Below are 24,595 nucleotides of genomic sequence, written 5' to 3'. Positions count from 1 at the left end.
TGTTGCGGGCAGTTTTTGGGTCCATGACCGCTTCAAGCAACCTCACGAACGCAGGCGGACCCGCCGGAGCGGTCCTGGTGACCGGCACCACCTCAGGGGTTGGCCTGAATGCCGTCAAGGCCCTGACCGATCGGGGATGGACGGTGGTCACGGCGAACCGGGATCCGGTGCGCGCTGGAGCCGCCGCCGATTCCCTGGGCATCCCCAGCGACAAGCTCCACCACATCCGCATGGACCTCGGGGATCTCGACAGTGTCCGTGTCGGCGTTGAGACCCTGGTCGACTCCCTGGGCTTTGGCCTCGATGCCCTGGTCGTCAATGCGGCGGTCTACAAACCCAGGCTTAAAGAACCCGAGCGCTCTCCCCAGGGCTATGAGCTCTCCATGGCCACCAACCACCTGGGCCACTTCCTCTTGATTCAACTGCTGCTGCCGCAGCTGCAGGCCTCGCAGCATCCCTCCAAGCGGGTCGTGATCCTCGGCACCGTCACAGCCAACTCGAAAGAACTGGGCGGCAAAATCCCCATCCCCGCTCCGGCGGACCTGGGCGACCTCAGCGGCTTCAAAGCGGGCTTCAAGGCACCCATCGCCATGGCCAACGGCAAGGCCTTCAAACCTGGCAAGGCCTACAAGGACAGCAAGCTCTGCAACATGATCACCACGCAGGAGCTGCATCGCCGCCTGCACCACTCCACGGGGATCGTCTTCAGCTCGCTGTACCCCGGTTGCGTCGCGGACACCCCCCTCTTCCGCAATACCCCGCGGGCCTTCCAGAAGATCTTCCCCTGGTTCCAAAAGAACGTCACCGGTGGCTACGTCAGCCAAGCCCTCGCCGGAGAGCGGGTGGCCCAGGTGGTCGCCGATCCAGGTTTTGGCACATCCGGGGTGCATTGGAGCTGGGGTAACCGCCAGAAGCAGGGCGGCCAGCAGTTCAGCCAAGAGCTCTCCGATAAGGCCAGCAATCCCGAAACGGCACAAGGGGTTTGGGATGAATCACTCAAGTTGGTCGGCTTGCGCTAGTCCAACGGCTCACCTGCAGTAGGGATGACAAGCCCTTATCCCTGATGTATGCCTACGGCAAGCCTTGCAGGGTTGCCGATGGGAAGGCCTGTGATTCCACTGAACCCTCAGGATGAGCCGCGCTGGTTCCTACTGGCGATGGCCTGCCGTTGGCCCCTGGCGGTTGTGCTGGCCACCTGGTCGGCGGCCATGGCGGCAATCCAGATCTTGGGGCAACCCATACCGATTGCCGTCAAGCGCCAACAGCCCTTCCCCGTGGTCCTCAAGGGGCCCATCCAAGTCGAGAAAATCCTGACCCCAGTCCAGGTCCAAGCCAACGGCGCCCTACCGGTTGCCGTCAGTGCCAAAGCAGCCCTTCCGGTCAAGGCCAACGACTCACTCCCGGTTGACGTTGGACGCATCGCCAAGCCGGTGACCGTTGAGAAAATTGTTGAACCCGTCGAGATCGTCAGCGATGAACCGCTGCTGGTCAATGGCGAAGTGGGGGTGAACCAGATCGGCGGCAATGTCACCGTCACGATCAAGGACGCCCTCAAGGCCGTTTCACCGCTACCGCTCCCCCCGCTCCCCTGAGGCGCCGGCCATGACTCAACGCGTCCCCCTCCTCCCCTTGCTCTCGGGCAGCTTGATGCTCCTAATGGGCAGCGGCGGTATCGCCGCAGTACGGGCCGAAACAGCGACCAGCGCAGAGCAACAGGCACTGCTGGAGCGCCTGCGCGAGCGGCAAGCGCAAGAGCACGAACGCTGGCGTCGTTTCGGTGATGTGGAGGTGGATTGGACCAGCTGGAAGCCGTACGACAGTCACCCCTATATCTGGGTCACCCCCTGGCGACGGGCGATCACCCGCCCCACGGCCATTGGAGGCCTGAGCTGGCCCTCCACGCCAGAGAGCAATCCCAAGAGCAACGTGCCCGATCGGGCACTCGCGGTGAACTGCCGTGATCTGACCCTCAACCGCAAGCGGGCTGGTTCCAACTGGGGGGACTGGCGGGTTCCCGGCGCTGGAACTCCGGCGGAGCAACTCCTGCTGGATGCCTGCAGCAGCCTGAGCTCTTGAACCGCGCAGCCCTGTCCTGCTTGCTCGTGCTGCTGGGCTTCCTCAGCGGACTGGCTGCAGCACAACTCCTCAACAGACAGTCCCTGCAACCACTGCTCTGGCCCCTTGTGGTCCTGGCCAGCGTGGCGCTGCTGGCTCAGGTGCTCTGGCGGATTGCCAGAAGCGGGATTCGCGTCGAGATCTTCACGCGGGCGCCCATTGAGGTGGGAACCCGCGGCGGAAGCATCAAAGCCGAAGTCACCAAGGTTCGGCTTTAAGGGTTCAGTCGAACCCGAGCAGGTCAAAGATCTCGCGATCCTTGAGCGGTTCAGCCTCCAGGGGCTTCACGCTCTCCAACATCGACTGAGCGAGGCGTAGATATTCGTTCTGGACGGCCTCCACCTCGGGGGTGGATTCCATCTCGAAAATCGTGCACTTCTTCAGGCGCGAGCGGCGGATCGCATCGAGATCGGGGAAGTGGGCCATGGTCTTCATGCCCACCCGGTCGTTAAAGCGATCGATCTGGTCGGTGTCGCGGCTGCGGTTCGCCACGACCCCACCGAGGCGCACCTTGTAGTTCTTGGCCTTGGCTTGAATGGCCGCAATGATCCGATTCATCGCAAAGATCGAATCGAAGTCATTCGCCGTGACAATCAGGCAGTAGTGGGCGTGCTGCAGAGGGGCCGCAAATCCACCACAAACCACGTCGCCAAGCACATCAAAGATCACCACATCGGTGTCTTCCAAGAGATGGTGCTCTTTGAGTAACTTGACCGTCTGTCCGGTGACATAGCCGCCGCAGCCGGTACCCGCCGGAGGGCCACCGGACTCGACGCATTGCACCCCATTGAAGCCATCAAAGACGAAGTCCTCTGGGCGCAACTCCTCGGTGTGAAAGTCCACCCCCTCGAGGATGTCGATCACCGTCGGGACCATTTGCTTGGTCAGGGTGAAGGTGCTGTCGTGCTTGGGGTCGCAGCCGATTTGGAGCACCCGTTTGCCGAGCTTGGAGAAGGCCGCAGAGAGGTTTGAGCTAGTGGTGCTTTTGCCGATCCCACCTTTGCCGTAGACGGCAATGACCAACGCTCCCTCCTCGATTTGCATCGAGGAATCCTGATGAACCTGAACGCTGCCCTCACCATCGGGGCGCTTGAGCGTGGTGGTCATAAAACAAGGAAAACCAGGAACACAGGAACCCTGGTTTTAAAGCTCTTTCCCATCCAAGACCTGGCCGTGCCCGTTGACCCGAGGGGCCATGCAAAGCGAAACAGTTAAGGAGAAAATTGAGGGTTTAAACACACATTTGTAGGTAGTAATACCCAGCCCACTACTGCGCTTAGCGGCTGTAGTGGGCCTTGGCTTCGTAGAGGGCCTCGCTATCAATCACCGCCAGACCCTGATCGCGGGCATAGGCCTCGGTGTTTTTACGCACCTTGCCCCGCACGAAGAAGGGAATCTTGGCCAGTTCAGCCTCACCGTCGGCACTCCAGGACAACTGCGACCCATCCACTGGGGGCAGCGTGATCTCCTCGGCAGGTGCCACGGGCGAGGCCGGGGCGCCATCGCCCAGGTGACTGCGGTGACCATCCACGAACTCAAAGTCATGGCGGAACATGCCGATCAGGTGCTCCTCCAGACCCATCATCAAGGGGTGCACCCAGCTGTCAAAGATGACGTTGGCCCCCTCCCAGCCCATCTGGGGGGCATAGCGGGCGGGGACGTCCTGAACGTGCAAGGGGGCGCTGATCACAGCGCAGGGAATGCCCAGGCGCTTGGCGCTGTGGCGCTCCATCTGGGTGCCGAGCACCAACTCCGGAGCCGCGGCGGCCATGGCCGCCTCAACGGCGAGGTAGTCGTCGCTGATCAGGGCCTCCAGCCCTAACTCCGCCGCCAGCGCCCGGACCTCCCGGGCCATCTCACGGCTGTAGGTGCCCAGGCCCACCACTTCAAAGCCCAGCTCGCGGCTGGCGATCCGCGCCGCGGCCAGGGCGTGGGTGCCATCGGCGAACACGAAAACCCGCTTCCCCGTCAGATAGGTGGAATCCACCGAGCGGGAGTACCAGGGCAGACGCGAGCGACGCTCCGCTGCACACAGGCCATCGGCGCCGGGCTGCAGATCCTGGGGCGGCTCCAGGCCAAGGACGCCATGCAGTTCCCGCAGGAACTCCACCGTGGCTCCGATGCCGATCGGAACCGTTTTCACCGTGGGGAAGCCGAACTGACGCTCCAGCCAGCTGCAGACCGAACCGGAGACCTCGGGGTAGAGGTTGAGGTTCGCGTCAGCCGTCGGGATGCGCAGCAGGTCAGCCGGCCGAGCACCGAGGGGGGCAACGACAGCCACATCGATGCCGTAGCTCGCCAGCAGCTGGGTGAGCTCCCGCACGTCATCGCGGCAGCGGAAACCCAAGAGGGACGGACCCAGCAGGTTCACCCGCGGGCGTCGGTTTTCTGCGCGCCAGCGGGTTGGATCGAGCTTCGGCTGTCCGGGCGGCGGAAGCTGCGGTTTCAGCAGGCTGCGGACCAATTGGTAGAAGGTCTCAGCCGCCCCCCAGTTTTCCTTTTTCGAATAGGCCGGCAGCTCCAGATTGACCATCGGGATCCCGCCCAGATCCATGCCCGCCGCCAGGGCTCCTGGCTGGTCCTGGATCAACTCTGCCGTGCAGCTCTCGCCCACCAGCAGGGCCTCGGGCTTGAAGCGCTCGACCGCATCGGTGATGGAGCGCTTCACCAGTTCGGCGGTGTCACCCCCCAGATCCCGGGCCTGAAAGGTGGTGTAGGTGACAGGCGGGCGGCGGTCCCGCCGTTCAATCATCGTGAACAGCAGGTCGGCGTAGGTGTCGCCCTGCGGTGCATGCAGGACGTAGTGCACCCCTTCCATGGAGGCGGCGATGCGCATGGCCCCAACGTGCGGGGGGCCTTCGTAGGTCCAGAGCGTGAGTTCCATCGGCGGTAAATCAGGAGAACTGCAGCGCGCCGCGGCGACGCAGGGGACGGGCAAAGAGTTCAGCCAGATCTCCGGCCTGATCAATGCCATGGATGGGGCTAAAGACCAACTCGATGGACCACTTCGTGGCCATCCCCTCTGCCTCCAGGGGATTGGCCAGGCCCAAACCACAAACCACCAGATCGGGACGCCCCTCGCGCACCCGCTGCAGCTGGTTTTCGACATGTTGCCCCTCGCTGAGCTGCGTGCCCTCGGGCAGGCGCGCCAGCTCTTCGGCCATCAACTGACGGTCGAGGTAGGGGGTTCCCACCTCCACCAGCTCCATGCCGCACTCCCGCGAGAGAAAGCGCGCCAGGGCCGGCTCCAGCTGGGAATCGGGAAGCAGAAAGAGACGTTTGCCCGCCAACACCTCCCGGTGGGGAGCCAAGGCCCGCCGGCCGCGCTCCACCAGGGGATCCAGCACGGCATCAATCCGGTCCTGCGCAATGCCACAGGCCCTGGCCGCCGCGGCCATCCAGTCCCGGCTGCCTTCAACACCAAAGGGATAGGGCGCAGGCACCAACGTGGCTCCGCGGTCCACCAAGGCCCGAGCCGTACCGGAGAGGAAGGGCTGCGCCAGGAGCAGCTGGGTCCCCGGGCCCACCGGGGGAAGCTCAGTGGAACGCCGTGGCGGCAGGCTCACCACCCGCTCAATGCCGAGTTTCTGGAACAGGCCGACCAAACGGTCTTCGACCGCATCCGCCAGGGTCCCTGCGATCAACAGCTGGGGCTGGTCCGTTTTAGGCATCAGGGGAACCAGCGCCTGCAGGGCGCTGTCCTCCCCCTGGGTGAAGGTGGTCTCGATGCCACTGCCGGTGTAGTTGATCACCGTCACGCGCCCGGCGTGCTGCTGATTCAGCCGCTCCGAGGCCTTCGCCAGGTCGAGCTTGATCACCTCACTGGGGCAACTCCCCACCAGGAACAGGGTGCGGATCTCGGGGCGGCGCTCCAGCAGTTGCGCGACGAGTCGATCCAACTCCTCGTTGGCATCCGCCAAGCCGGCCAGATCGCGCTCGCCAAGGATCGCGGTGCCGAAGCGGGGTTCGGCAAAAATCATCACCCCGGCGGCGCTCTGGATCAGGTGGGCGCAGGTGCGGGAGCCCACCACCAGGAAAAAGGCATCCGGCATGCGCCGATGCAACCAGACGATCGAGGTCAGGCCGCAAAACACCTCCCGCTGACCGCTTTCCTTCAGCGGTGGTGGTAAAGCCGTCGAAGCAACTGAGCTACTGACCATCACAGCCAGCCCCCTTTGGTGAGCGCTATCGACCCGGGCTAGCTCCGGCTTGGGGGGTTAGGGGGGCTTTGGGCACAAGCTGTCATTAACGGGGTGAGGGAAAGCGCACAAAGCCCATCCCTCAACTGGCGGGCAACGCCCGCAGGGAATCCTCAGAGCCCATCACCACCAGCAGCTCGCCCTCAGCCAGGACATGGGAGGCCGGGGGGTTCACATGCAGCTCGCCCGCCGGTCCTGCCGCCAGGACATTGACGTTGTAGTGCTTGCGGAGGTTGAGATCCCGCAGCGAATGGCCGATGAAAGCTGCGGGGACCTTGATTTCTTCAATGCTGCTGCGGTCGTCCAAACGCAACTGCTCCAGCAGATTCGGGCGGACCAGCTCCATCCCGAGCCGCTGACCCATCATTTTTGAGGGGAAGACCACGCGGTCCGCGCCGACGCGCTTGAGCATCTTCATGTGGATGTCGCTCGTGGCCCGGGCGATCACCTGCTTCACCCGACTGCCTTCGGAGTCCTTGCAGATCAAGGTCGCGGTGACACTGGCCTCCAGCGGTTCACTCATGGCCACGACCACCGTCTCCATGTCCAGCACCCCTGCCGCCCGCAGGGCCTCTTCATCGGTGCAGTCCACCACCCGCGCTTCGATGGCGGGATCGATCTGGCGCAGCTCATCGATGGCGCGCTGGTTGGAATCAATGGCCAACACCTCCGCCCCGGACTGAAGCAACTCCGAGCAGACCGAGGAGCCAAAACGTCCGACCCCGATGACGGCAAAACTGCCGCGGCGTACCCCGGCTTCAGCGCTCCACTGCCACCACTGATTCACAGCCACTGATTCACAGCCCGGTGCTCGTCGCCCCTGTTCTAAGTGCTGAAGCCACTAGACATACAAATCTTCCTTGGGATAGCCCACCCGGCTCTGGGGCCGGGTGCCATAGAGCGCGGAGAGCAGCAACAGGATTCCCACCCGCCCCACGAACATCCCCACCATCAAGACCAGTTGGCCCCAGCGGTTGAGATGGGCCGTGACCCCCAGGTCCAGGCCGACCGTGCCAAAGGCGGAGACGCAGGTGAAGAGCTTCTCCAGGAAACTGAAGGACTGCACCTGCTGCTGCCCTAGGGAATTCCCCAAACCCAAGGTCAAGGCCATCAGCACCACAAACAGGGCCGAAGCCAAGGTGACCCCCACGGCCCGCAGCACCGTGGCATCGGGAATCTGCCGGCGGTGCAGCAGCACATGGCTGCGGCCCTGGAGGGTCGAGCGGGTGGCCCCCATCAGGATGGCGAAGGTCGTTGTTTTCACCCCGCCACCGGTGCCGCCGGGGCTGGCGCCAATGAACATCAACAGGATGATCAGCAGCAGCCCGGCGTCGGTGATCTGGTGGGCGGAGAGGGGAATCGTGTTGAAGCCGGCGGTGCGGGTGGTGATCGACTGAAAGAGCACGATCTGCAGATCCTCAAGCCAGCCATAGGGCTCCATCGCCGAGGCGCCGTAGCCGATGTGCTCGGTAATCAACAGACCCACCGCGCCGATGACGATCAACAGCGCCGTACTGCGAATGACCAGGCGGGTGTGAAGGCTCAGGCGACGCAGGCGACCCAACTGAAAGCGGTTGTTCCAGATGTCATTGGCCACCCGCCAACCAATGCCACCGATGACGATCATGAAAGCGATGACCCCAGTCACCACGGGGTTATCGCGATAGCTCTCCAGGCTGTTGGACCAGAGGCCAAATCCGGCGTTGTTGTAAGCGCTGATGGCATGGAACATCGCAGCCCAAAGCCGTCTGCCAGGGTCCTCGATGTCGGTAAAACCAAAGCTGTAGAGCACCACCGTGCCCAAGCCCATCACACAGAGGGCCACCAGCAGGATGCTGTGGAAGGTGGGTCCGATGCCGCCGACCCCGAATTCATCAAGGGCACGGCCCTTGTCCAAACGATTACGCAAGCCGGATCGGCCCTGCACAAACCCCTGCAGGAAGGTCGTGATCGCCATCAGTCCGAGACCACCGGTGATGATCAAGCCCGCGAGCACCACCTGGCCTGCGAAGGTCAGATCCTCTCCGATATCGATCACCGAAAGACCGGTCACAGTGATCGCCGAGGTAGCCGTGAACAGGGCCTGCCACAAACCAACGTTGGAGTTGGAGCAGAGCGGCGTCGAGAGCAGCAGTGTCGCCAAAACGATCACCAGCAGGCCCGTCACCACGGTGAACTGCGGCACCGTGAGCTGATGGCGCCAACGCTGTAGCGCCCGGACTGGATTGCTCGAAGACGGGTTCATCCCGCAAACCGTAGGTAAGGTCCGATCGATCTCGCAGCCTGCGCCAGTCGATGAATCCGATCGTTGTGCTGCTGGTGATGGCGGTGCTGATCCTGGTGGGCTCGGCTTTGGCCTCCAGTACGGAAGCCGCCATGCTGACGGTGAATCCGATTCAGGTCCACACCCTCAAGCAGCAAAAGGTGCCGGGATCACGGGCACTGGAGCGCATCAAGGCCAGGCCCGGGCGGGCCCTGGTGCTGCTGGTGGTGATCAACAACCTGTTCAACATCTCCGGTTCAATCCTGCTCGGTAGCCAGGCAAACCAGGTGTTCGAAAGCGTCGGGGGCCGCTGGGCCCTGCTGCTCTTCAACGTCGGGTTCACGGTGGCCGTGATCCTCTTCGCTGAAATCCTGCCCAAAACGATCGGCAACAGCTTCGCCATGCCGATCTCCTTGGTCTCGGCCCGCATTCTGCTGATGCTCGAGCGGCTGACCCTGCCGCTGCTGCTGGTGCTGGAGAAGCTGATGCCGGCCATCACAGCCACGAGTGAACTCACCACCAACGAACGTGAGATCCACCTGATGGCGCGCCTGGGCTCCCAGCAGGGCCAGATCGAAGCCGACGAGGCCGCGATGATCGGCAAGGTCTTTGCCCTCAACGACCTCACCGCCAGGGATCTGATGGTTTCACGGGTGGCGACCCCGTCCCTTTCAGGCGGCGCCAGCCTGGACTCGGTTCGCCAGGAGATCCTTGAGGCCGCCGATGACGCCTGGTGGGTTGTCCTGGGGGAAGAGGTGGATGAGGTGCTGGGGGTTCAAAGCCGCGAGCGAGCCATGGCTGAGCTGCTCAGCGGTGGGGGCTACCGCCTGATCAGCCAGCTCTGTGATGCGCCGCAATTCGTCCCCGAGATGATCCGTGCCGATCGGCTGCTCACCAGCTTCCGGCGCGGCGACCGCAGCTCCGTGCGGGTTGTTGTCGACGAGTTCGGGGCCTTCGTCGGCCTGGTCAGCGCCGCCGACATCCTTGGGGTGCTGGCCGGTTGGAAGCGGGTCCCCGAGGGCTAGGTATGGGCGCGGCCCTGCTGGCTGCGCTTGAGCAACCACCAGTAGATCCCACCAAACAGCGCTGCGCTGAGGGATCCCACCAGGGTGGAGCCCAGCAACAGACGGCTGGAGATCGCCAGCCCGAGCTCCCAGATGCCCCCCTGCTGGATTGCCTCAAGGGTGGGCAAGGCAGGGCCAGGGCCCAGCAACCAGCAACCGACGCTGTAGTTGAACCAATAGAGGGGGATGTAGGTCAGGGGGTTGCTAATCCAAGTACCCGCCGCAGCCAGGATGTGGTTCCCGCGCACCAAGCTGGCCAGGGCGATGCCCAGCAAGGTCTGCAGACCGAAGATCGGGAAGCAGCCCATGAACACCCCTGCCGCCAAGCCCCGGGCTTTCTGGCCGCGACTGGCCTCGTGATGCCACAGCCAGAGCAACCACTGTTTGAGGCGCTTCATCCAACCCCGCGGGCCTTGCGAGCTCACGTTCTACAGGCCGAACCAGCGGCAGACCATCCAAGGAACGGCGATGGCCATCGCAATCGTCAAGGGGAAGCCATAGCGGGAGACATCCAAGAAGCGATAGCGACCCGGGCCATAGACCATCAGGTTGGTTTGGTAGCCAATCGGACTGAGAAAGCTCTGGCTGGCGCCGAAGAGCACCACATAAATCAAGGCCATCGGCGGTAGGCCAAGCCCCTGGGCCAACTGACCCGCGATGGGAATCAACATCGCCACCGTCGCCGCGTTGCTCATGACTTCGGTCAACGCGACGGTGAACAGGAACACCACGAGCATGGCGCCATAGACCGGCCAGCTGCTCAAGCCGAGCAACAGGGCCTGGGCCAGGGCAGAGGCCAGACCCGTTTTTTCCAGGGCAACGCTGAAGCTCGCCAGCGAGCCCAGGAGCACCAGTACATCCAGGCGGACCACCCGTTGCAGTTCACCGGCGCGCAGGCAACCGGTCACCACCATGGCCACCGTGCCCAGCAGCACGGACGCCACCAAGGGGATGATCTCAAAGCTGGGCAACAGCAGCACCAGGGCAGCAATGAGCAGCGCCACGCGCTTGCGGCTGACCGTGGGCAGGTCCTTCTCCAACTGCTCCAGGACCACCAGGTCATTACTGGCCGCCAGGCCGCGGATGGCGTCCTTGGGACCCTGCAGCAGCAGCACATCCCCCTCACGGAGTTGGGCGCGCCCGAGCCGTTCCCGCAGCACGGCATTGCCGCGCCGCAGGGCCAACACCGTGGCGTTGTAGCGCTGCCGGAAACGCAGATCGCGCAGGCAGTCACCGGCGAGGGTGGAGCCGGAGGGCAACAGCACCTCCACCATCCGCTGGCTGTTGTCCTGCTCCAGGCTGAGCGGTTGCTCCGGCGTGGGGGCCAAGACCACTGTGTGGTCCTGCTGGAGGCGCAGCAGGTCCTCGCGGCTGCAGCGCAGCAGCAGACGATCCCCGAGCATCAAGGTGCGGTCGGCCAAGGGAGGCATAAAGCGCTCCGTGCCGCGGTGCAGCTCCAGAACGTCGAGGTCAAAGCGCCGTTGCAGCCGCGTGGCGTGGAGCGACTGGCCAATGAGCTCAGAACCCAATGGAATCTTGACCTCGGTCAGGTATCCACTGCTGGAGAGGTCAGCGATCAGGTCGTCGTCATCGCGGCCCCGATCCGGCAGAAAGCGATCGGCGAGCAGCACCATCAGCGAACCGCCCAGCAGCCAGACCCCCAGACCGATCGGGGTAAAGCTGAATAAGCCAAAGCTGCCGTAGCCCAGACGGCTACTGACCTCGCTGGCCAGCAGGTTCACCGAGCTGCCCAGCAGGGTGATCGTCCCCCCGAGCACCGTGGCAAAGGACAACGGGAGCAGCACCTTCGACGGGGAGATGCGGCGGCGTTTGCACCAGCCCTCCACCACCGGAAGCAGGCTGGCGACGATCGGGGTATTGGGAACAACCGCAGAAACGGGACCCACCACCGCCACCATCAAGGCAATCATTCGCTTCGGGCTGCGAATGGCGTCTGAGCCGATCAAGGCGCGCAGACGATCCAGTCCCCCGCTGCGGAACAGCCCAGCGGAGATGGCGAACAAACCAGCCAGCGTGATCAGGGCCGGGCTGCCAAAACCCTCCAGGGCTTCGCGGGGCTCGATCACGTGGAAGCTGACCAGCAGGCCGGCGGCGAGCAACCCCGTGAGATCGGGCGCCAGCCAACCGGAGATGAAGAGGACCACGGAGCCCAGCAACACCACCAGCGTGATCAGGGCTCCGGGCTGCAGAGCGGCAGCAACAAGATCAGCCAAGGGAGGGGCGATCGGGCAAGGCCCTCAGCCTACAGCTCGCAAAACACGGCACACGGATCGGGAATAACAGCACAGCGAGAAAAGTTCAGCCAGAGCCGAGTCTCCTAAAGGGAACTTGGCTATACCAATTCCCAAGTGCTTTACCGTGGAATTGCCTCAAGCACGTCCGTTGCCCTTCAACGCCAAAACCAGCTACGGACTGCTCGCCCTGATCGAACTCGCTGGCATCCAGGCCCAAGGAGGACGGCTCCAGGTCTCGGTCATCGCGCAGCGACAGGGCATTCCCGAGCGCTACCTCGAGCAGATGATGACCAGCCTGCGCAAGGGGGGCCTGCTCAACAGCAGCCGTGGCCCCAAGGGGGGCTACCAACTGGCCAGACCCGCTGCGGACATCCGGCTGGCCGAGGTAATCGACTGCCTCGAGGGCAGGTCCGAACCGCAGCCAGCGGCTCAACAGAGCCTGGAGCAGCAGGTGCTGCACTCGCTTGGGAGCCAACTGCAGGAACAGCGCCTGGCCCTACTGGAGTCCACATCCCTCGCGGACCTTCTCGCCCAACGGGATGCACTGCTTCAGGCGCAAGCGATGTACTTCATCTAATGGCACTCAAGTTGGTGCGGGGCGCCCGGGGAACCCGATCAATCCAGGGCGAAAGACTCATCACCAGCAGTGGAACCACCACGAGGCCCAGCAGCAGCATCACGCCCAAAAAGTGACGCACCACCAGGGTGATGAGCGGCACCTGGACCGACTGGGGCAAGACCTGCCGGCAGTCCACGCAAACCAAGCGCGGAGGGCGCTCCTCGGTTTTGGTGAGCAAGCGCGCACCGCAGCGGGGGCAGGGCAAAAGCGGCACCCTTGGGCCCGTCCATGCTGCCAGCCAAGGCCCTGAGGCAATAAAAAAGGCCCGCCGAAGCGGGCCCATCGAGCAGAGCTCAGAGGATCACTTCGCCGAAGCGAAATCGGGGTAAGCCTCCATGCCGTGCTCACCGATGTCGAGACCTTCGATCTCTTCCTGCTCAGTGACGCGGATGCCGCCGAAGAGGCCGCCGATCACGGACCAAGCAATCCAGCAGGTGACCAGGGTCCAGATGGCGTAGGCCGCACAGCCCAGGGCCTGAATGCCGAGCTGGCTGAAGCCGCCGCCATTGAAGAGGCCAAGGCCTGCAGAACCGACGTCCATGCCATCAACGCCCCAGAGGCCGATGACGAGGGTGCCCCAGACGCCGCACACACCGTGGACGGAGAAGGCGCCGACGGGATCGTCAATGCCAGAGGCATCCAGTGCGGAGACTGCGAAGACAACGATGATGCCGCCGACGGCACCAGCGACCCAGGAGCCCACCAGGGTCATGTTGCCGCAACCGGCAGTGATGCTCACCAGACCGGCCAGGATGCCGTTGATGATCATCGTCAGGTCGGGCTTGCCAGAAGTCAGGGTGGAGACGATGGTGGCAGCGATGGCGCCACCTGCAGCCGCCAGGGTGGTGGTCACAGCCACGTAGGGCACGTACTGGTCCATCGCCAGCTCAGAGCCGGGGTTGAAGCCGTACCAGCCGATCCAGAGGATCAGGGCACCCAGGGTTGCAATCGACATGTTGTGGCCGGGGATGGCCTGGGGCTTACCGCCCACGAACTTGCCGATGCGGGGGCCAAGCAGCATTGCGCCCACCAGGCCGGCCCAAGCACCCACGGAGTGGACGATCGAGGAGCCAGCGAAATCAATGAAGCCCAGCTCGCTCAGCCAGCCGCCATTCCACTGCCAGGAACCGGAGACCGGGTAGATAACAGCAGTCAGAACCAGCGCGAAGATCACGAACTCGCCGAACTTGACGCGCTCAGCCACGAGGCCAGAAACGATCGTGGCGGCGGTGCCGGCGAAGGCAGCCTGGAACAGGAAGTCAACGGTGGGAACCAAGGCTCCCTCGGTCACCATCTCAGCGGTGACGGTGGGGTCAAAGAAGAGGCCGTTGAAATAAAGCCAGCCATCCACCAGGGATCCGCCGTACATCAGCGAATAACCGATGAACCAGTAGGCGGTCACCGCGAGGGCGAACACGAACAAGTTCTTGGCAAGGATGTTGACGGCGTTCTTCTGGCGACACATCCCGGCTTCGACCATGGCGAAACCGGCGTTCATGAAGATCACCAGGATCGTGGCCACCAGGAGCCACATGTTGTTGGCCAGGAACGCTGCGTTGAGCTCGGGGAGCTCAGCGGCGCGGGCCGAAAGGTTGAACACGCCCAGGCCGAAAAGAGCCAGAGGCACACAAGCCAGCCAGGTCAGCGAACGGCCGGAGGACAGTCCTCGCACCTTGCGGAGCAGAAGCTGAGGAGCCTCCAGCAAGCTCGCTTCCTGCAGGCTCTTCGACCGAGGCCGAGAGACAGGAGAAGCAACAGTCATCAAAAAGCAGTCGCTGGGTGGATGACGGATTACCGCCATTAGGTGCCAATGTTCCGCATCACAGACCACCGTCAAGGTTGCATTCGCTACCAATTCGCAAGTCCATCAGGAATTGCGCTATGGCAGCAGAAGGAAAGTGAAGAAAAAACGTTCAACGGGCCACAGTAACTATTACAAAAAAGACAAAAAAGAGGCTTTTGTTCACTCTGAACATTCTTCATCAGCTAGAAATGCTGCAGAAGGACAAAACGTTGAGTGAGCCCCCTTTGGGCCTGGCTCCACCGGAAGTAGCCCACCGCGAGGCGAAGCAACGCTCCTTCCCACGAAGCGGACAACCAGCCAACCCTTCGAGGCCCGATGACCACCATGAGCAAACTCCAGTACCGCGGCGTCACCTACGACAACGCCAACCACGAACAGCCCACCAGCGCTCCCGTTGAGCACGCCTACCGCGGCCAACATTTCGAAGCGCCCCTCCGTCACGAAGCGGCTTCCGTCGACGCCACTGTCGATCTGCAGTACCGCGGGCATCACTACAACCACCGCCAGGCCGAGGCCGCTTCCCAGGTCAACCAAGGCTGATTCCGACCCAAAACCAAGGCTTTTGGTTTTGGTTCGTATTGATACATCAGCGTCCAACGCCTCCCCCTCCAATAGGGGGAGGTTTTTTTGTGGGCCATGGACATCACCCTGACGTCCGTCGGAGAGAGCTACAACCTCAAGCACCGCACGGTGATGGGGATGCTCTGGCTGCAAACCCACTTCGCCGATGAAACCTGGGACTTGATCTGCTCAGGACAGGTCAATCTGAACCGCCAGAGCAGCGAAAGCCTCTACAACGACGCCACCGCCGCAGGGGTCAGCGTGTCCATGCTCCCGAGCGTTGTCTGCTCCTAACCAACGCTCTTGCGCTGTTGCATCCAGCGCAGTGAGGTCCAAGTCAGGAAGACCAACACCAGGGGGAGAGCTGCCACCAAGACGAACAAGCGGAATTCATCAATACCCGGAGCCGCCGTACTGCTGAGGATCTGCTCAACCAAATAGAGGCCGTAGGCGCCAAGCAAGAGCCACCCCTCAAGGCGATTGATCACGCCGCCACTCCAGAAAATCGGCAGGCAGGCCAAGGTCGTCAGCACCATCACTGGGAAATCACGGCGCAACAATTCAGGGCTGACCAACAGTCCGTCCTGACCCGAGAGCAGGGCGCACAGACCCAGGATCAAGAGTTGGTTGAGCAGGTTGCTACCCACCACGTTGCCGATGGCCAGATCCGCCTTACCCCGGTAAGCCGCCACCAGGGACGTCACCAGTTCTGGCATCGAGGTGCCAGCCGAAACGATCGTCAGACCGATCACCGCCTCACTCACCCCGAGGGTCTGGGCCGCAGCGATGGCGCCTTTGATCAGAACCTGGGAGCCCACCACCAGCAACACCAGACCCAGGGCCAATTTGACGATGGCCACGGGTGTGGTGGAGGCCCCTTCCGCATCAATGTCATCAAGACCGTCCTCGTGGTCTTCCCGCGCTGAGCGCACCTCCCAGACCAGGGTGATCACCAGGGCTGTCAACAGAGCCAGACCCGCAACCCAGGAGAAGCTCCCGGATGAGGCCATCGCCCAGGTGGCCATCGACACGGCGATGAGCAACGGCACATCCCGCCGCACCAAGCGACTACGAACGCGTAAGGAGGTAATCGCCGCGCTGGCGCCCAACACCACCATCACGTTGAAGATGTTGGAGCCCAGAACATTGCTAACGGCAATCGAGTCCCCGCCGGAATTTCCCTGCAAGGTCGAGAGCAAGCTCACAAACAGCTCAGGGGCGCTGGTGCCAAAGGCAACGACCGTCAGGCCGATGACGATCTGAGGAATACCCAGCAGCAAAGACAGGGCAACCGCTCCGGCCACAAACAACTCGCCCCCGCCAAAGAGGAGCAAGATGCCCGCGACGATCTCCAGAAAGGTGAGGGCGTCAGGCATGGCCAGCAGCGGACTGGCCCAATTGTGCACAGAACAGCCGAAATGTCTTCAGGCCGTTACCCCGGCACGGCCGGAGCCGCGGGCGGCGGGGCGACCGCTGGAGCAGGGGTGATGCCGGCCGGCTCAGCTTTCTCTGGAACCACCTCTTGGGGTTCTTCCACGGGGGTGGGTTCGGGGTTGGGTTCGGTCTCAGGGCCGATCACGTCAATGGAGACCCGCTGGACCAAAAGGCGGTAGCGGAACTTTTGCGTCTTGTTGATGAAGTCCTGAACAGCCGCAACCTGTTTCGGGGTGGGCAGGTTGGGGCGACTCACCCGCACCGCCGCCTTGATCAAGGGGGGGTTTTGCGTCCAATCGATCTTGACGTCCGTCAATTCCGAATCCCGCCCCAAGGTGATGGTGCGTTGGCGCAGGCTCTCGGTGATGGCCCGCTCCACCTCCTGAAGGGCCTGACGCTGTTGGGCTTGTCCCAGCAGCGTCACAAAGCCACCGGTCAGCGGAATCAGCAGCAGTCCCGTCAGGAGCAGGCTCACCAGACCCATCTGACTGCGGAAGAGCTGCTGGCGCAGGCTCGCCTGGGTGGCCACCAAGGTGAGCAATCCCCCCGAAAGAATGCCCAGCAGGTTGGCGGCAAACAGCAGGGCTGCTCCCCTGGCCGGTTCCCACTGCTGAAGCGACAGCAACAGGCCCAGGACACAGACCGGAGGCACCAAGGCCACCGCAATCGCCGTGCCTGCAACGGATGACACCGCCTCCGGCTTGAGGCGGCCGTAGGTCGCGATCGATCCCGCCACCAAAGCAATGCCCAAATCCAGCAGGTTCGGCGTGGTGCGCCCCAGGACCTCATCGCCCAGGACTGGCAGGTTGGCCACCCAACCCAGGGCCGCTGAGGTCAGCACCGTGATGCCGACGCCCACGGCCAGGGTCAGCAACGCACGGCCCACCAGGGCCAGTCGTCCCTCCAGGATCGCGAAGGAAGCACTGCGCAGGGGCAGGATCCAGGGGGCAATCAACATCGCCCCGATCACCACCGCGGCGCTGTCCGCCAACAGTCCCAGGGTGGCGATCAGGCTCGCCGCAACGGTGAGCACCACATAGGACTGATCCAGGCGGGCTTCCCGCTCAAAGCTGGCCTCCAGGAACGCCAGGGGTGTGGGCTCGCCCATGGCTCGCGCAAAGTCCTGGGCTCAGGATGACCGATTCGCTAACGCCCTGCCGGCAAAGCCCCAATCGATTCGGCTCAGACGTAGCGTTTTGGCCCCATTGACAGTGGTCATGACCCCGGCGTCGACGTCCCAACGTGCGTCAAGTTTTCGCCTGCTGAATCAGATCAGCACCAACAACATCAAAGGGGATCTCTTTGGCGGCGTCACGGCCGCTGTGATCGCCCTACCGATGGCCCTGGCCTTCGGCGTCGCCTCAGGAGCCGGGGCAGCGGCCGGCCTCTGGGGTGCGGTGCTGGTGGGCCTGTTCGCAGCCCTCTTTGGCGGAACCCCCAGCCTGATCTCCGAACCCACCGGTCCCATGACCGTGGTGATGACGGCCGTGATCGCGAGCTTGACGGCCCGCAATCCCGAGCACGGGCTCGCCATGGCCTTCACCGTTGTGATGCTGGCCGGCCTCTTCCAGATCGCCTTCGGTCTGCTGCGGCTCGGTCGCTACATCACCCAGATGCCCTACACGGTCATCTCGGGCTTCATGAGTGGGATCGGCCTGATCCTGATCATCCTGCAGCTGGGACCCTTCCTCGGTCAGGCCAGCCCGAAGGGCGGCGTCATGGGCACCCTCAACAACTTGCCCCAGCTGCTCGCCAACGCCCGGCCCACCGAGATCAGCCTGGCCGTGGTGACGATGGCCATCCTCTGGTTGACCCCGGCGGCCGTCAAAAAAGTGGCCCCACCCCAGCTGATTGCCCTGGTGGTGGGGACGCTGCTCTCGATCACCGTCCTGGGCGGCGGTGGAGGCGAGGAGATTCGCCGCATCGGCGAGATCGCTTCCGGCTTCCCCGCTCTGCAGATTCCCCACTTTGAGCTGGGCGAATTGCAGTTGATGTTTGTCGACGCAGCCGTGCTGGGCATGCTGGGCTGCATCGATGCCCTGTTGACCTCGGTGGTGGCCGACAGCATCACCCGCACCGAGCACAACTCCAATAAAGAACTCATCGGTCAGGGCCTCGGCAACCTCGCCTCCGGCCTCTTCGGTGGCCTGCCCGGCGCCGGCGCCACCATGGGCACCGTGGTCAACATTCAGAGCGGCGGCCGCAGTGCCCTCTCTGGCATCAGCCGGGCCCTGATCCTGATGGTGGTGATCCTCGCCCTCACCGGCGTCGCCGCCCAGATCCCCCAGGCCGTCCTCGCGGGCATCGCCCTGAAGGTGGGTGTCGACATCGTCGACTGGGGCTTCATCAGGCGCGCTCACCGCATCTCGATCAGCGGCGCACTGATCATGTATTTGGTGATCGCCCTCACGGTCCTCGTGGATCTGATCGCCGCCGTGGGCGTGGGCGTCTTCATCGCCAACATCCTCACGATCGACAAGATGAGCGCCCTGCAGAGCAAGAGCGTCAAGTCGATCAGCACCGGTGACGGCGACCTCGAGATCAGTGATGAAGAGCGTCAACTCCTCGACGCCGCCCGCGGTCAGGTCCTGCTCTTCCAACTCAACGGGGCGATGATCTTCGGCGTCGCCAAGGCGATCGGCCGCGAGCACAACGCCATTGGTGACTGCCGCGCCGTCGTCTTTGACCTAACTGAGGTCTCTCACCTCGGCGTCACGGCAGCCCTGGCGGTGGAGAACGCCGTGGAGGAAGCGATCGAGAAGGGCCGCGAGGTCTTTGTGGTCGGGGCGAGCGGAACCACCAAGCGCCGCCTCGAGAAGCTGGGGCTCTACAAGAAACTCCCCGCGGAGCGCACCGGCCTGGACCGTCGCCTGGCTCTGCAACAGGCCGTCAGCGCCATCACCTGATCCATGGCCTGGCATCCCCATCTCTGGCATCCCATCACCCAAGTGGCGCGCAGCGACGCGCCGGCTCGGGTGGTGAGAGCCCAGGGTTCCGTTCTTCAGCTCGAAGACGGCAGGGAGCTGATTGATGCCATCAGCAGTTGGTGGGTCACCCTCCATGGCCACGCCGAACCCAGCGTTGCTGAAGCCATCGGCCACCAGGCGCAGCAGCTGGAGCAGGTCATCTTTGCCAACTTCAGCCACAGCCCTGCGGAAGAACTCGCCAGCCGCCTCAGCGCCTTGAGCGGCCTCGAGCGCTTGTTTTTCTCCGACAACGGCTCCAGTGCCGTTGAGGTCGCCTTGAAGATGGCCTGGCAGTGGTGGCGCAATCAGCGCAGTGAACGCCGCCAACTGATCGCCTTCGAGGGGGCCTATCACGGCGACACCTTTGGAGCGATGGCCGTGGGGGATCGCTCGGTCTTCACCGAAGCCTTCGAGGAGCTGCTCTTCGATGTCACCCGACTTCCCTGGCCCGCCACCCACTGGGGTGACGAGCAGGTGGAGGAGCGGGAGGAGGCCGCCCTCGCGGCCCTCAGGGAGGCGCTTCAAACACCCACCGCAGCCCTGATTGTCGAGCCCTTGATCCAGGGGGCCGCAGGGATGCGCATGGTGCGGCCGGAGTTTCTAAAAGCAGTCGCCGAACAAGTGCAAGCCAGTGGAGCCCTGCTGATTGCCGATGAAGTGATGACCGGCTTTGGCCGGACGGGAGCACTGTTCGCCTGCCAACGGGCCGGGATTCGGCCGGATCTTGTGGCCCTCTCCAAAGGTCTCACCGCTGGTTTTTTACCGATGGCCGTGACCTTGGCCAGTGAACGGATCTACGCCGGCTTCATCAGCGACAGCGAACCCACGGCAACCTTCTTCCACGGCCACAGCTTCACCGCCAATCCCCTCGGTTGTGCCGCTGCTCTGGCCAGCCTCGATCTGCTGGAGGCCAACCCCGAGCGTTACCGGGACTTTGAGGCGCGCCACACCCCCCACCTGGCGGCCCTCGCCCAGCACCCCAAGGTGCTTCGGCCTCGCTGCACAGGAACCGTGGCGGCCTTTGAGCTGGACGCTGGCCAGACCAGTTATCTCAATCCGATTGGGAAAACGGTTCAGCGCCACTGCATCGATCAAGGCGTCTACCTGCGGCCGCTGGGCAACGTCGTCTATCTCTTGCCCCCGCTCTGCACCAGCACCGACCAACTGGAGCGCTGCTACGGCGCCCTGCAGTCTTGCCTCGATGCCCTCTAGGCAGGCGGGAAGTAGCGAACGAGGGTAAAAACGCGGCTGTGTTGAGCATTGAGGGCCTCCCGCATGTTCAAGCCGCGCTGGTTGAGCAGCAGATGATCAAAACGGCGCCTGGGGATCGCCATGGGCATCACGATCGTGAATTGACTCCCTGGGCAGCGGGCCTCCTCCTCGGCCACGAACTGGGCAAAGGGATCGATCAAGGAGGCGAAGGGACTCTCCAGCAGGCGCAACTCAAATTGAGGCGCATCGCCCACCAGTCGATGCCAGCGCAGGCGCAAGGCCTCGAAATCGTCCTCGGGTTCACAGACCCAGACGCCGATCACGCGATCAGACACTTGGGCCGCGTAGCGCAGGGCCTCCAGGGTCGGACGGCTCCAGGAGGCCAACCAAACGATGCTCTGGTTCTCCAAGGGATCGCGCCGATCTGGCCAGGGGACTGAGCAGTCCTCCCCTGGTTTCAGCTCAATCGCCTCATAGACCCGCTTGTAGCGGCGCCCAATGCCGGCCAAGCCCCAGACCAGCAGGGGGAGAAGCAGCACCACGATCCAGGCGCCCTCGTCAAATTTGCTGACGACAATCACGGCAAACACCACCCCGGTGGTGAACGCCCCGAGAGCGTTCAGCGCTAGGCGGTTGCTCCACCCCTGGCCCCGCCGCACCCACCAGTGCTTGACCAGGCCCGCCTGGGACAGGGTGAAGGCCAGGAACACCCCCAAGGCATAGAGGTTGATCGCGACATTGGTGTTGCCGCGGCAGACCACGATCACCAGGGCTGAGACCAGCAGCAATAGGCCGATGCCGTTCTGGAACACCAGACGATCCCCCAACCAAGCCATCTGGCGAGGCAGGTAGCGGTCCTTGGCCAGCAGTGCCGCCAGCCGCGGGAATCCAGCGAAGGCGGTGTTTGCCGCCAAGCCCAAGATCAACAACGTGCTGATCTGCAGGAACCAATAGAGAGGATTGCCGGGACCGAACACCCGCAGACCGATCTGGGCCAGAACGGTGCGATCGGGATTGGGGGCAATCCCGTAGAGATAGGCCAAACCGCTGACGGCCAGGAACAGCAGCGCCAGCAACACCCCCATCACCAGCAGCGTGGCCTGGGCCCGGCGGGCCGAGGGCTCACGGAACACCTTCACCCCGTTGGCAATCGCCTCAATACCGGTCATCGCCGAGCAACCGGCGCTGAAGGCCCGAAGAATCAAGAACAGGCCCAAGGGCTCCAGGGCAGCGATCGCCGGCGCTGCATCCGGGCGAAAGCCATGGGCAAACACGATGTTCTGCAGACCAAACAGGGCCAGCAGCGCGACCATCACCACAAAGGAGTAGGTCGGCACAACAAACAGGCGGCCGGCCTCCTTCAGCCCCCGCAAATTGGCCCAACCCACCAGTGCCAACAGCAGCAGAGAGAGGCTGGTCTCATGGGCCAGCAGCCCTGGAAGCAGGGAGCTCAGGGCCTGGGCCGCCGCCATCAGACTCACCGCGGCGGTCAGGGTGTAATCCACCAGCAATGCCGACGCCGCCACCAACCCCGCCCAGGCGCCGAGGTTCTCCCGGGCGACCACATAGGAGCCTCCCCCCTCGGGGTAGGCCTCAATCGCCTGGCGATAGGAGAGCACCACAATCGCGATCAAGCCGACGATGCAGGCCGTGATCGGCAGGGACAGACCAAGGGCACCGCTGCCGGCCAGAAGCAACACCCCCAGGGCGGCCTCGGTCGCATAGGCCACCGAGGAGAGGGCATCCGAGGAGAGGATCGGCAGCGCAATCAGGCTCGGCAGGCGCTGCGCATCCGATTCCCTGCGCAGCAGAGGACGCCCCAAAAGACGACGGGCAAACGAAAGCACCCCTGTGGCGCGCGGCTGGCCTCACCATGGCCCGATCTGCCCTTGCTGGCAGCCCATGGGCCGTGCCATGACAAAGACACCCCATCCGGGGGAGTCCATGCGCTCGAGCCTCAACGACCTACTGGAACAACTGGTGCTGCGGGGGTGGGCCAAGCTTGACCTTCCCGCCGGGGTTCCGAAAGTCACGCCCAATTGCCCCTGGTGGAGCATTGACCTGGGCCCAGTGACGACCGTTTCACTCCACCCGTGGTCCAACGGGCTCTTGGAGTTCAGCATCTGCGTCCTGATCGATGCTGAAGAGCAAATCCAGTCCTATGAACTGGAGTGCAATGCCATGCCCGTCCCCGTGGCCTTGATCAACTGGTGGGGGGGACTGGAGATCGCCCTAGAACAGAGCGAAGCGCTGAAAAACCAGCTGATCGCCGCCTGGGATCAAGAGATCAGCGCAGGCGGCGAGTTGCCCTGATCAACCGAAGCGACGGCGGCCATCATTGAAGCTGGCGAAGCTGGTGACCTCACCCCGGCGCTCCTCGCCACCAGCGGTTTGGCCCAGTTTCCAGACATTGCGGCTGATGCGCCTAGCCCGCAGGCCGCCCCGCTCCACCTCGGCGCTGCCGGGACGGGCACCCATCAAATAAGTCACCTCTGCCGTCGACAGGGGCGCACCCGTTTGCAGAGCCAACTGGGTGAGCTCCAGGCGCTGGCGCAGGGAGGCGACATCACAGGCGCCACCGTCCTCGGACTCGTTCCAGACCCAGGGGGGCTGCCCTTGGGCCGCAAGCTTCTGCATCAGGCTCATGCTGACCAGAGCCAAAGCCTGGTCAGCATTGAGATCGCCGCCGTCTTGAACGGGAGCAGCGCCCTTCGCGGAGGCAGAAGGGGCAGAGCGCTTAGCAGCCACGGGCAGTCCTGCAGGGATGGCCGGACGGTACCGGCTCTCGCCCGGGGCGCAAGACCCCAGAGACCGGCGGACATCAACTGCGGCGCAACCAATCCGGGGCCTGTCCAAACCAATCACCGAGATCGCCTGGATCCTCCGGATCAGGCCGGAAGGCCGCTCCAGGGTCCACCTCGCCCAAATCCAATTCCGCCATCAAGCGATCGAGCCCCTGACTGGAGGCGGCCTGCTGGCGGCGCCGGGCCTGGCGCAACCAAGCCGCTACGGCATGGTCGCGATCGGCAAATTTTTGGAGGTAGATGCGTTCCTGCAACGACACCGCCTGGTCGGCGCCAATGCGGTGGACGATGTTCTGAAGACGGAGCCTGGTGGACGGTGTGAGCATGGCCAACGCACCGCGAATGAAGCCGTGTTAGCCAGGCCTCCCAGAGCGGTTGTGGCCTTCGCCACCGTTTTGCGCCCAGGTCATCGTGCGGAAACACAGCGGTAGAGCGGTAAGATCGCCGCGCTCCTCCCGCTGACCAGCAGAGGACCTCAACGTCTGTAGGGAGCAGCCCGACCCCTTGATTGAACGCAATCCCAGGCGACGAACTGCATCGGTGCAGATCACTGGCACCGACCTGGGATTCAGCGGCAGCGGCACCTCTTTGGATGAGCTGCACCCATCGGCCGCCAGCTGTGTCATCACGACCGACAGCGAAGCGCGGCTGGTCAGCCAGGCCAGCGCAGTCGAATCCATCGAGCTGCGGACCTACGTCTTTCTCGATTCACTCCAGCCCCAACTCGCCACCTACATGGGGACGGTGAGCCAGGGCTTCCTGCCCATCCCAGGCGATGCCTGCCTCTGGCTTGAGGTCTCCCCTGGCATGGCCGTGCACCGGGTGACGGACATCGCCCTCAAAGCCAGCACGGTGCGCCTGGGCCAGATGATCGTGGAGCGGGCCTTTGGCTCCCTCGCGCTGTATCACCGCGACCAGAGCAATGTGCTCCACTCCGGCGATGTCGTCCTTGAAGCCATCGGCAGCAGCGTCGAGCAGCGCACCCGCTGCAGCGTGACCTGGACCGAGGTCATCCGGGCGATCACCCCCGACCACGCCGTGCTGATCAACCGTCAGAACCGGCGCGGCTCGATGATTCAGGCCGGCATGAGCATGTTCATCCTGGAGACCGAACCGGCCGGCTATGTCCTGCTGGCCGCCAACGAAGCGGAAAAGTCCAGCAACATCACCGTGGTCGACGTCAAGGCCGTCGGCGCCTTCGGCCGACTGACCCTGGCCGGCTGGGAAGGGGACGTCAACGAAGCTGCTGCTGCTGCGATGCGGGCCGTCGAGCAAATCAACCGGCGCTCTGCCCGCTGA

26 protein-coding genes are annotated in these 24,595 nt (G+C 63.7%); 12 read left to right on the top strand and 14 right to left on the bottom strand.

Translation table 11 applies throughout. From position 1 onward, the window contains the following. The first annotated feature begins 23 nt into the window (after window positions 1-23). The 4 genes from LY254_RS00225 to LY254_RS00210 all read left to right on the top strand — a co-directional run bounded on the left by LY254_RS00225 (window position 24) and on the right by LY254_RS00210 (window position 2,333). The gene (locus tag LY254_RS00225) at window positions 24-1,019 is read left to right on the top strand and encodes a protochlorophyllide reductase (RefSeq protein ID WP_247477856.1); all 996 of its coding nucleotides are present in this window, start codon (window positions 24-26) and stop codon (window positions 1,017-1,019) included. Between the two features lie 138 nt (window positions 1,020-1,157). Continuing rightward, complete coding sequence (locus LY254_RS00220; protein ID WP_247477853.1) at window positions 1,158-1,592, top strand: hypothetical protein; 435 nt, start codon at window positions 1,158-1,160, stop codon at window positions 1,590-1,592. A gap of 10 nt (window positions 1,593-1,602) precedes the next feature. After that, window positions 1,603-2,076: a hypothetical protein gene (locus LY254_RS00215; protein WP_247477850.1), complete on the top strand. Its 474-nt coding sequence runs from the start codon at window positions 1,603-1,605 to the stop codon at window positions 2,074-2,076. Then, window positions 2,073-2,333 carry a hypothetical protein gene (locus tag LY254_RS00210; RefSeq protein ID WP_247477848.1) on the top strand — a complete coding sequence of 87 codons (261 nt, stop codon included), beginning with the start codon at window positions 2,073-2,075 and terminating at the stop codon, window positions 2,331-2,333. The genes LY254_RS00215 and LY254_RS00210 overlap by 4 nt, the downstream gene beginning before the upstream one ends. 4 nt (window positions 2,334-2,337) lie before the next feature. Here LY254_RS00210 and bchL read toward each other — a convergent pair whose 3' ends face one another. The 5 genes from bchL to LY254_RS00185 all read right to left on the bottom strand — a co-directional run bounded on the left by bchL (window position 2,338) and on the right by LY254_RS00185 (window position 8,559). Continuing rightward, on the bottom strand, window positions 2,338-3,222 hold the full coding sequence (gene bchL / locus LY254_RS00205; protein WP_010316575.1) for a ferredoxin:protochlorophyllide reductase (ATP-dependent) iron-sulfur ATP-binding protein: 885 nt from the start codon (window positions 3,220-3,222) through the stop codon (window positions 2,338-2,340). Window positions 3,223-3,391: 169 nt separating this feature from the next. Then, window positions 3,392-4,999, bottom strand: a complete 1,608-nt coding sequence (locus tag LY254_RS00200; protein ID WP_247477845.1) for a ferredoxin:protochlorophyllide reductase (ATP-dependent) subunit B — start codon at window positions 4,997-4,999, stop codon at window positions 3,392-3,394. Window positions 5,000-5,009: 10 nt separating this feature from the next. Next, window positions 5,010-6,275: a ferredoxin:protochlorophyllide reductase (ATP-dependent) subunit N gene (locus LY254_RS00195; protein ID WP_247477842.1), complete on the bottom strand. Its 1,266-nt coding sequence runs from the start codon at window positions 6,273-6,275 to the stop codon at window positions 5,010-5,012. Window positions 6,276-6,396: 121 nt separating this feature from the next. Continuing rightward, a complete protein-coding gene (locus LY254_RS00190; protein WP_010316572.1) occupies window positions 6,397-7,101 on the bottom strand; it encodes a TrkA family potassium uptake protein in 705 nt (234 codons plus the stop codon). Window positions 7,102-7,155: 54 nt separating this feature from the next. After that, window positions 7,156-8,559, bottom strand: a complete 1,404-nt coding sequence (locus LY254_RS00185; protein ID WP_247477827.1) for a TrkH family potassium uptake protein — start codon at window positions 8,557-8,559, stop codon at window positions 7,156-7,158. Between the two features lie 50 nt (window positions 8,560-8,609). Between LY254_RS00185 and LY254_RS00180 the strand changes: the two genes are divergently transcribed. Then, the gene (locus LY254_RS00180) at window positions 8,610-9,602 is read left to right on the top strand and encodes a CNNM domain-containing protein (protein WP_247477824.1); all 993 of its coding nucleotides are present in this window, start codon (window positions 8,610-8,612) and stop codon (window positions 9,600-9,602) included. Here LY254_RS00180 and LY254_RS00175 read toward each other — a convergent pair. Both LY254_RS00175 and LY254_RS00170 read right to left on the bottom strand, forming a co-directional pair. Beyond that, window positions 9,599-10,039, bottom strand: coding sequence for a DUF2062 domain-containing protein (locus LY254_RS00175; protein WP_010316569.1), 441 nt, complete (start codon window positions 10,037-10,039; stop codon window positions 9,599-9,601). The genes LY254_RS00180 and LY254_RS00175 overlap by 4 nt on opposite strands. Window positions 10,040-10,069: 30 nt before the next feature. Then, window positions 10,070-11,875 carry an SLC13 family permease gene (locus LY254_RS00170; RefSeq protein WP_010316568.1) on the bottom strand — a complete coding sequence of 602 codons (1,806 nt, stop codon included), beginning with the start codon at window positions 11,873-11,875 and terminating at the stop codon, window positions 10,070-10,072. Window positions 11,876-12,020: 145 nt separating this feature from the next. Between LY254_RS00170 and LY254_RS00165 the strand changes: the two genes are divergently transcribed. Then, window positions 12,021-12,473 carry an Rrf2 family transcriptional regulator gene (locus LY254_RS00165; RefSeq protein WP_247477822.1) on the top strand — a complete coding sequence of 151 codons (453 nt, stop codon included), beginning with the start codon at window positions 12,021-12,023 and terminating at the stop codon, window positions 12,471-12,473. On the opposite strand, the gene LY254_RS00160 is transcribed toward LY254_RS00165, so the two are convergent. After that, window positions 12,466-12,729, bottom strand: coding sequence for a hypothetical protein (locus tag LY254_RS00160; RefSeq protein ID WP_247477820.1), 264 nt, complete (start codon window positions 12,727-12,729; stop codon window positions 12,466-12,468). The two genes, LY254_RS00165 and LY254_RS00160, sit on opposite strands and share 8 nt — an antisense overlap. An 87-nt stretch (window positions 12,730-12,816) precedes the next feature. Beyond that, complete coding sequence (locus LY254_RS00155; RefSeq protein WP_247477818.1) at window positions 12,817-14,277, bottom strand: ammonium transporter; 1,461 nt, start codon at window positions 14,275-14,277, stop codon at window positions 12,817-12,819. Window positions 14,278-14,634: 357 nt separating this feature from the next. On the opposite strand from LY254_RS00155, the gene LY254_RS00150 reads away from it, so the two are divergent. Both LY254_RS00150 and LY254_RS00145 read left to right on the top strand, forming a co-directional pair. Next, window positions 14,635-14,859, top strand: coding sequence for a DUF4278 domain-containing protein (locus tag LY254_RS00150; protein WP_247477807.1), 225 nt, complete (start codon window positions 14,635-14,637; stop codon window positions 14,857-14,859). A gap of 96 nt (window positions 14,860-14,955) precedes the next feature. Beyond that, on the top strand, window positions 14,956-15,174 hold the full coding sequence (locus LY254_RS00145) for a hypothetical protein (protein ID WP_247477794.1): 219 nt from the start codon (window positions 14,956-14,958) through the stop codon (window positions 15,172-15,174). On the opposite strand, the gene LY254_RS00140 is transcribed toward LY254_RS00145, so the two are convergent. Together LY254_RS00140 and LY254_RS00135 are read right to left on the bottom strand one after the other, a co-directional pair. Then, on the bottom strand, window positions 15,171-16,256 hold the full coding sequence (locus tag LY254_RS00140; RefSeq protein WP_247477791.1) for a calcium/sodium antiporter: 1,086 nt from the start codon (window positions 16,254-16,256) through the stop codon (window positions 15,171-15,173). The genes LY254_RS00145 and LY254_RS00140 overlap by 4 nt on opposite strands. Before the next feature lie 56 nt (window positions 16,257-16,312). Continuing rightward, on the bottom strand, window positions 16,313-17,422 hold the full coding sequence (locus LY254_RS00135) for a DUF389 domain-containing protein (protein ID WP_247477789.1): 1,110 nt from the start codon (window positions 17,420-17,422) through the stop codon (window positions 16,313-16,315). A 109-nt stretch (window positions 17,423-17,531) separates the two neighbouring features. Here LY254_RS00135 and LY254_RS00130 point away from each other — a divergent pair, with 109 nt between their 5' ends. Next, window positions 17,532-19,220 carry a SulP family inorganic anion transporter gene (locus LY254_RS00130; RefSeq protein WP_247477786.1) on the top strand — a complete coding sequence of 563 codons (1,689 nt, stop codon included), beginning with the start codon at window positions 17,532-17,534 and terminating at the stop codon, window positions 19,218-19,220. Window positions 19,221-19,223: 3 nt separating this feature from the next. Beyond that, window positions 19,224-20,492 (top strand): adenosylmethionine--8-amino-7-oxononanoate transaminase, encoded by a 1,269-nt coding sequence (gene bioA / locus LY254_RS00125; protein WP_247477783.1) that lies wholly within the window; start codon window positions 19,224-19,226, stop codon window positions 20,490-20,492. Here bioA and LY254_RS00120 read toward each other — a convergent pair. Further along, on the bottom strand, window positions 20,489-22,339 hold the full coding sequence (locus LY254_RS00120; protein WP_247477780.1) for an APC family permease: 1,851 nt from the start codon (window positions 22,337-22,339) through the stop codon (window positions 20,489-20,491). The two genes, bioA and LY254_RS00120, sit on opposite strands and share 4 nt — an antisense overlap. A gap of 67 nt (window positions 22,340-22,406) precedes the next feature. Here LY254_RS00120 and LY254_RS00115 point away from each other — a divergent pair, with 67 nt between their 5' ends. Further along, a complete protein-coding gene (locus tag LY254_RS00115; RefSeq protein WP_247477778.1) occupies window positions 22,407-22,805 on the top strand; it encodes a hypothetical protein in 399 nt (132 codons plus the stop codon). Here LY254_RS00115 and LY254_RS00110 read toward each other — a convergent pair whose 3' ends face one another. Both LY254_RS00110 and LY254_RS00105 read right to left on the bottom strand, forming a co-directional pair. Continuing rightward, window positions 22,806-23,240: a hypothetical protein gene (locus tag LY254_RS00110; protein ID WP_247477775.1), complete on the bottom strand. Its 435-nt coding sequence runs from the start codon at window positions 23,238-23,240 to the stop codon at window positions 22,806-22,808. A gap of 73 nt (window positions 23,241-23,313) precedes the next feature. Next, window positions 23,314-23,622, bottom strand: a complete 309-nt coding sequence (locus LY254_RS00105; RefSeq protein ID WP_010316546.1) for a hypothetical protein — start codon at window positions 23,620-23,622, stop codon at window positions 23,314-23,316. Between the two features lie 214 nt (window positions 23,623-23,836). On the opposite strand from LY254_RS00105, the gene LY254_RS00100 reads away from it, so the two are divergent. Next, window positions 23,837-24,595, top strand: coding sequence for a BMC domain-containing protein (locus LY254_RS00100; protein WP_010316545.1), 759 nt, complete (start codon window positions 23,837-23,839; stop codon window positions 24,593-24,595).

Source organism: Synechococcus sp. NB0720_010 (assembly GCF_023078835.1).
Classification (GTDB): Bacteria; Cyanobacteriota; Cyanobacteriia; order PCC-6307; family Cyanobiaceae; genus Vulcanococcus.
This window is presented reverse-complemented; position numbering and strand designations above follow the sequence as displayed.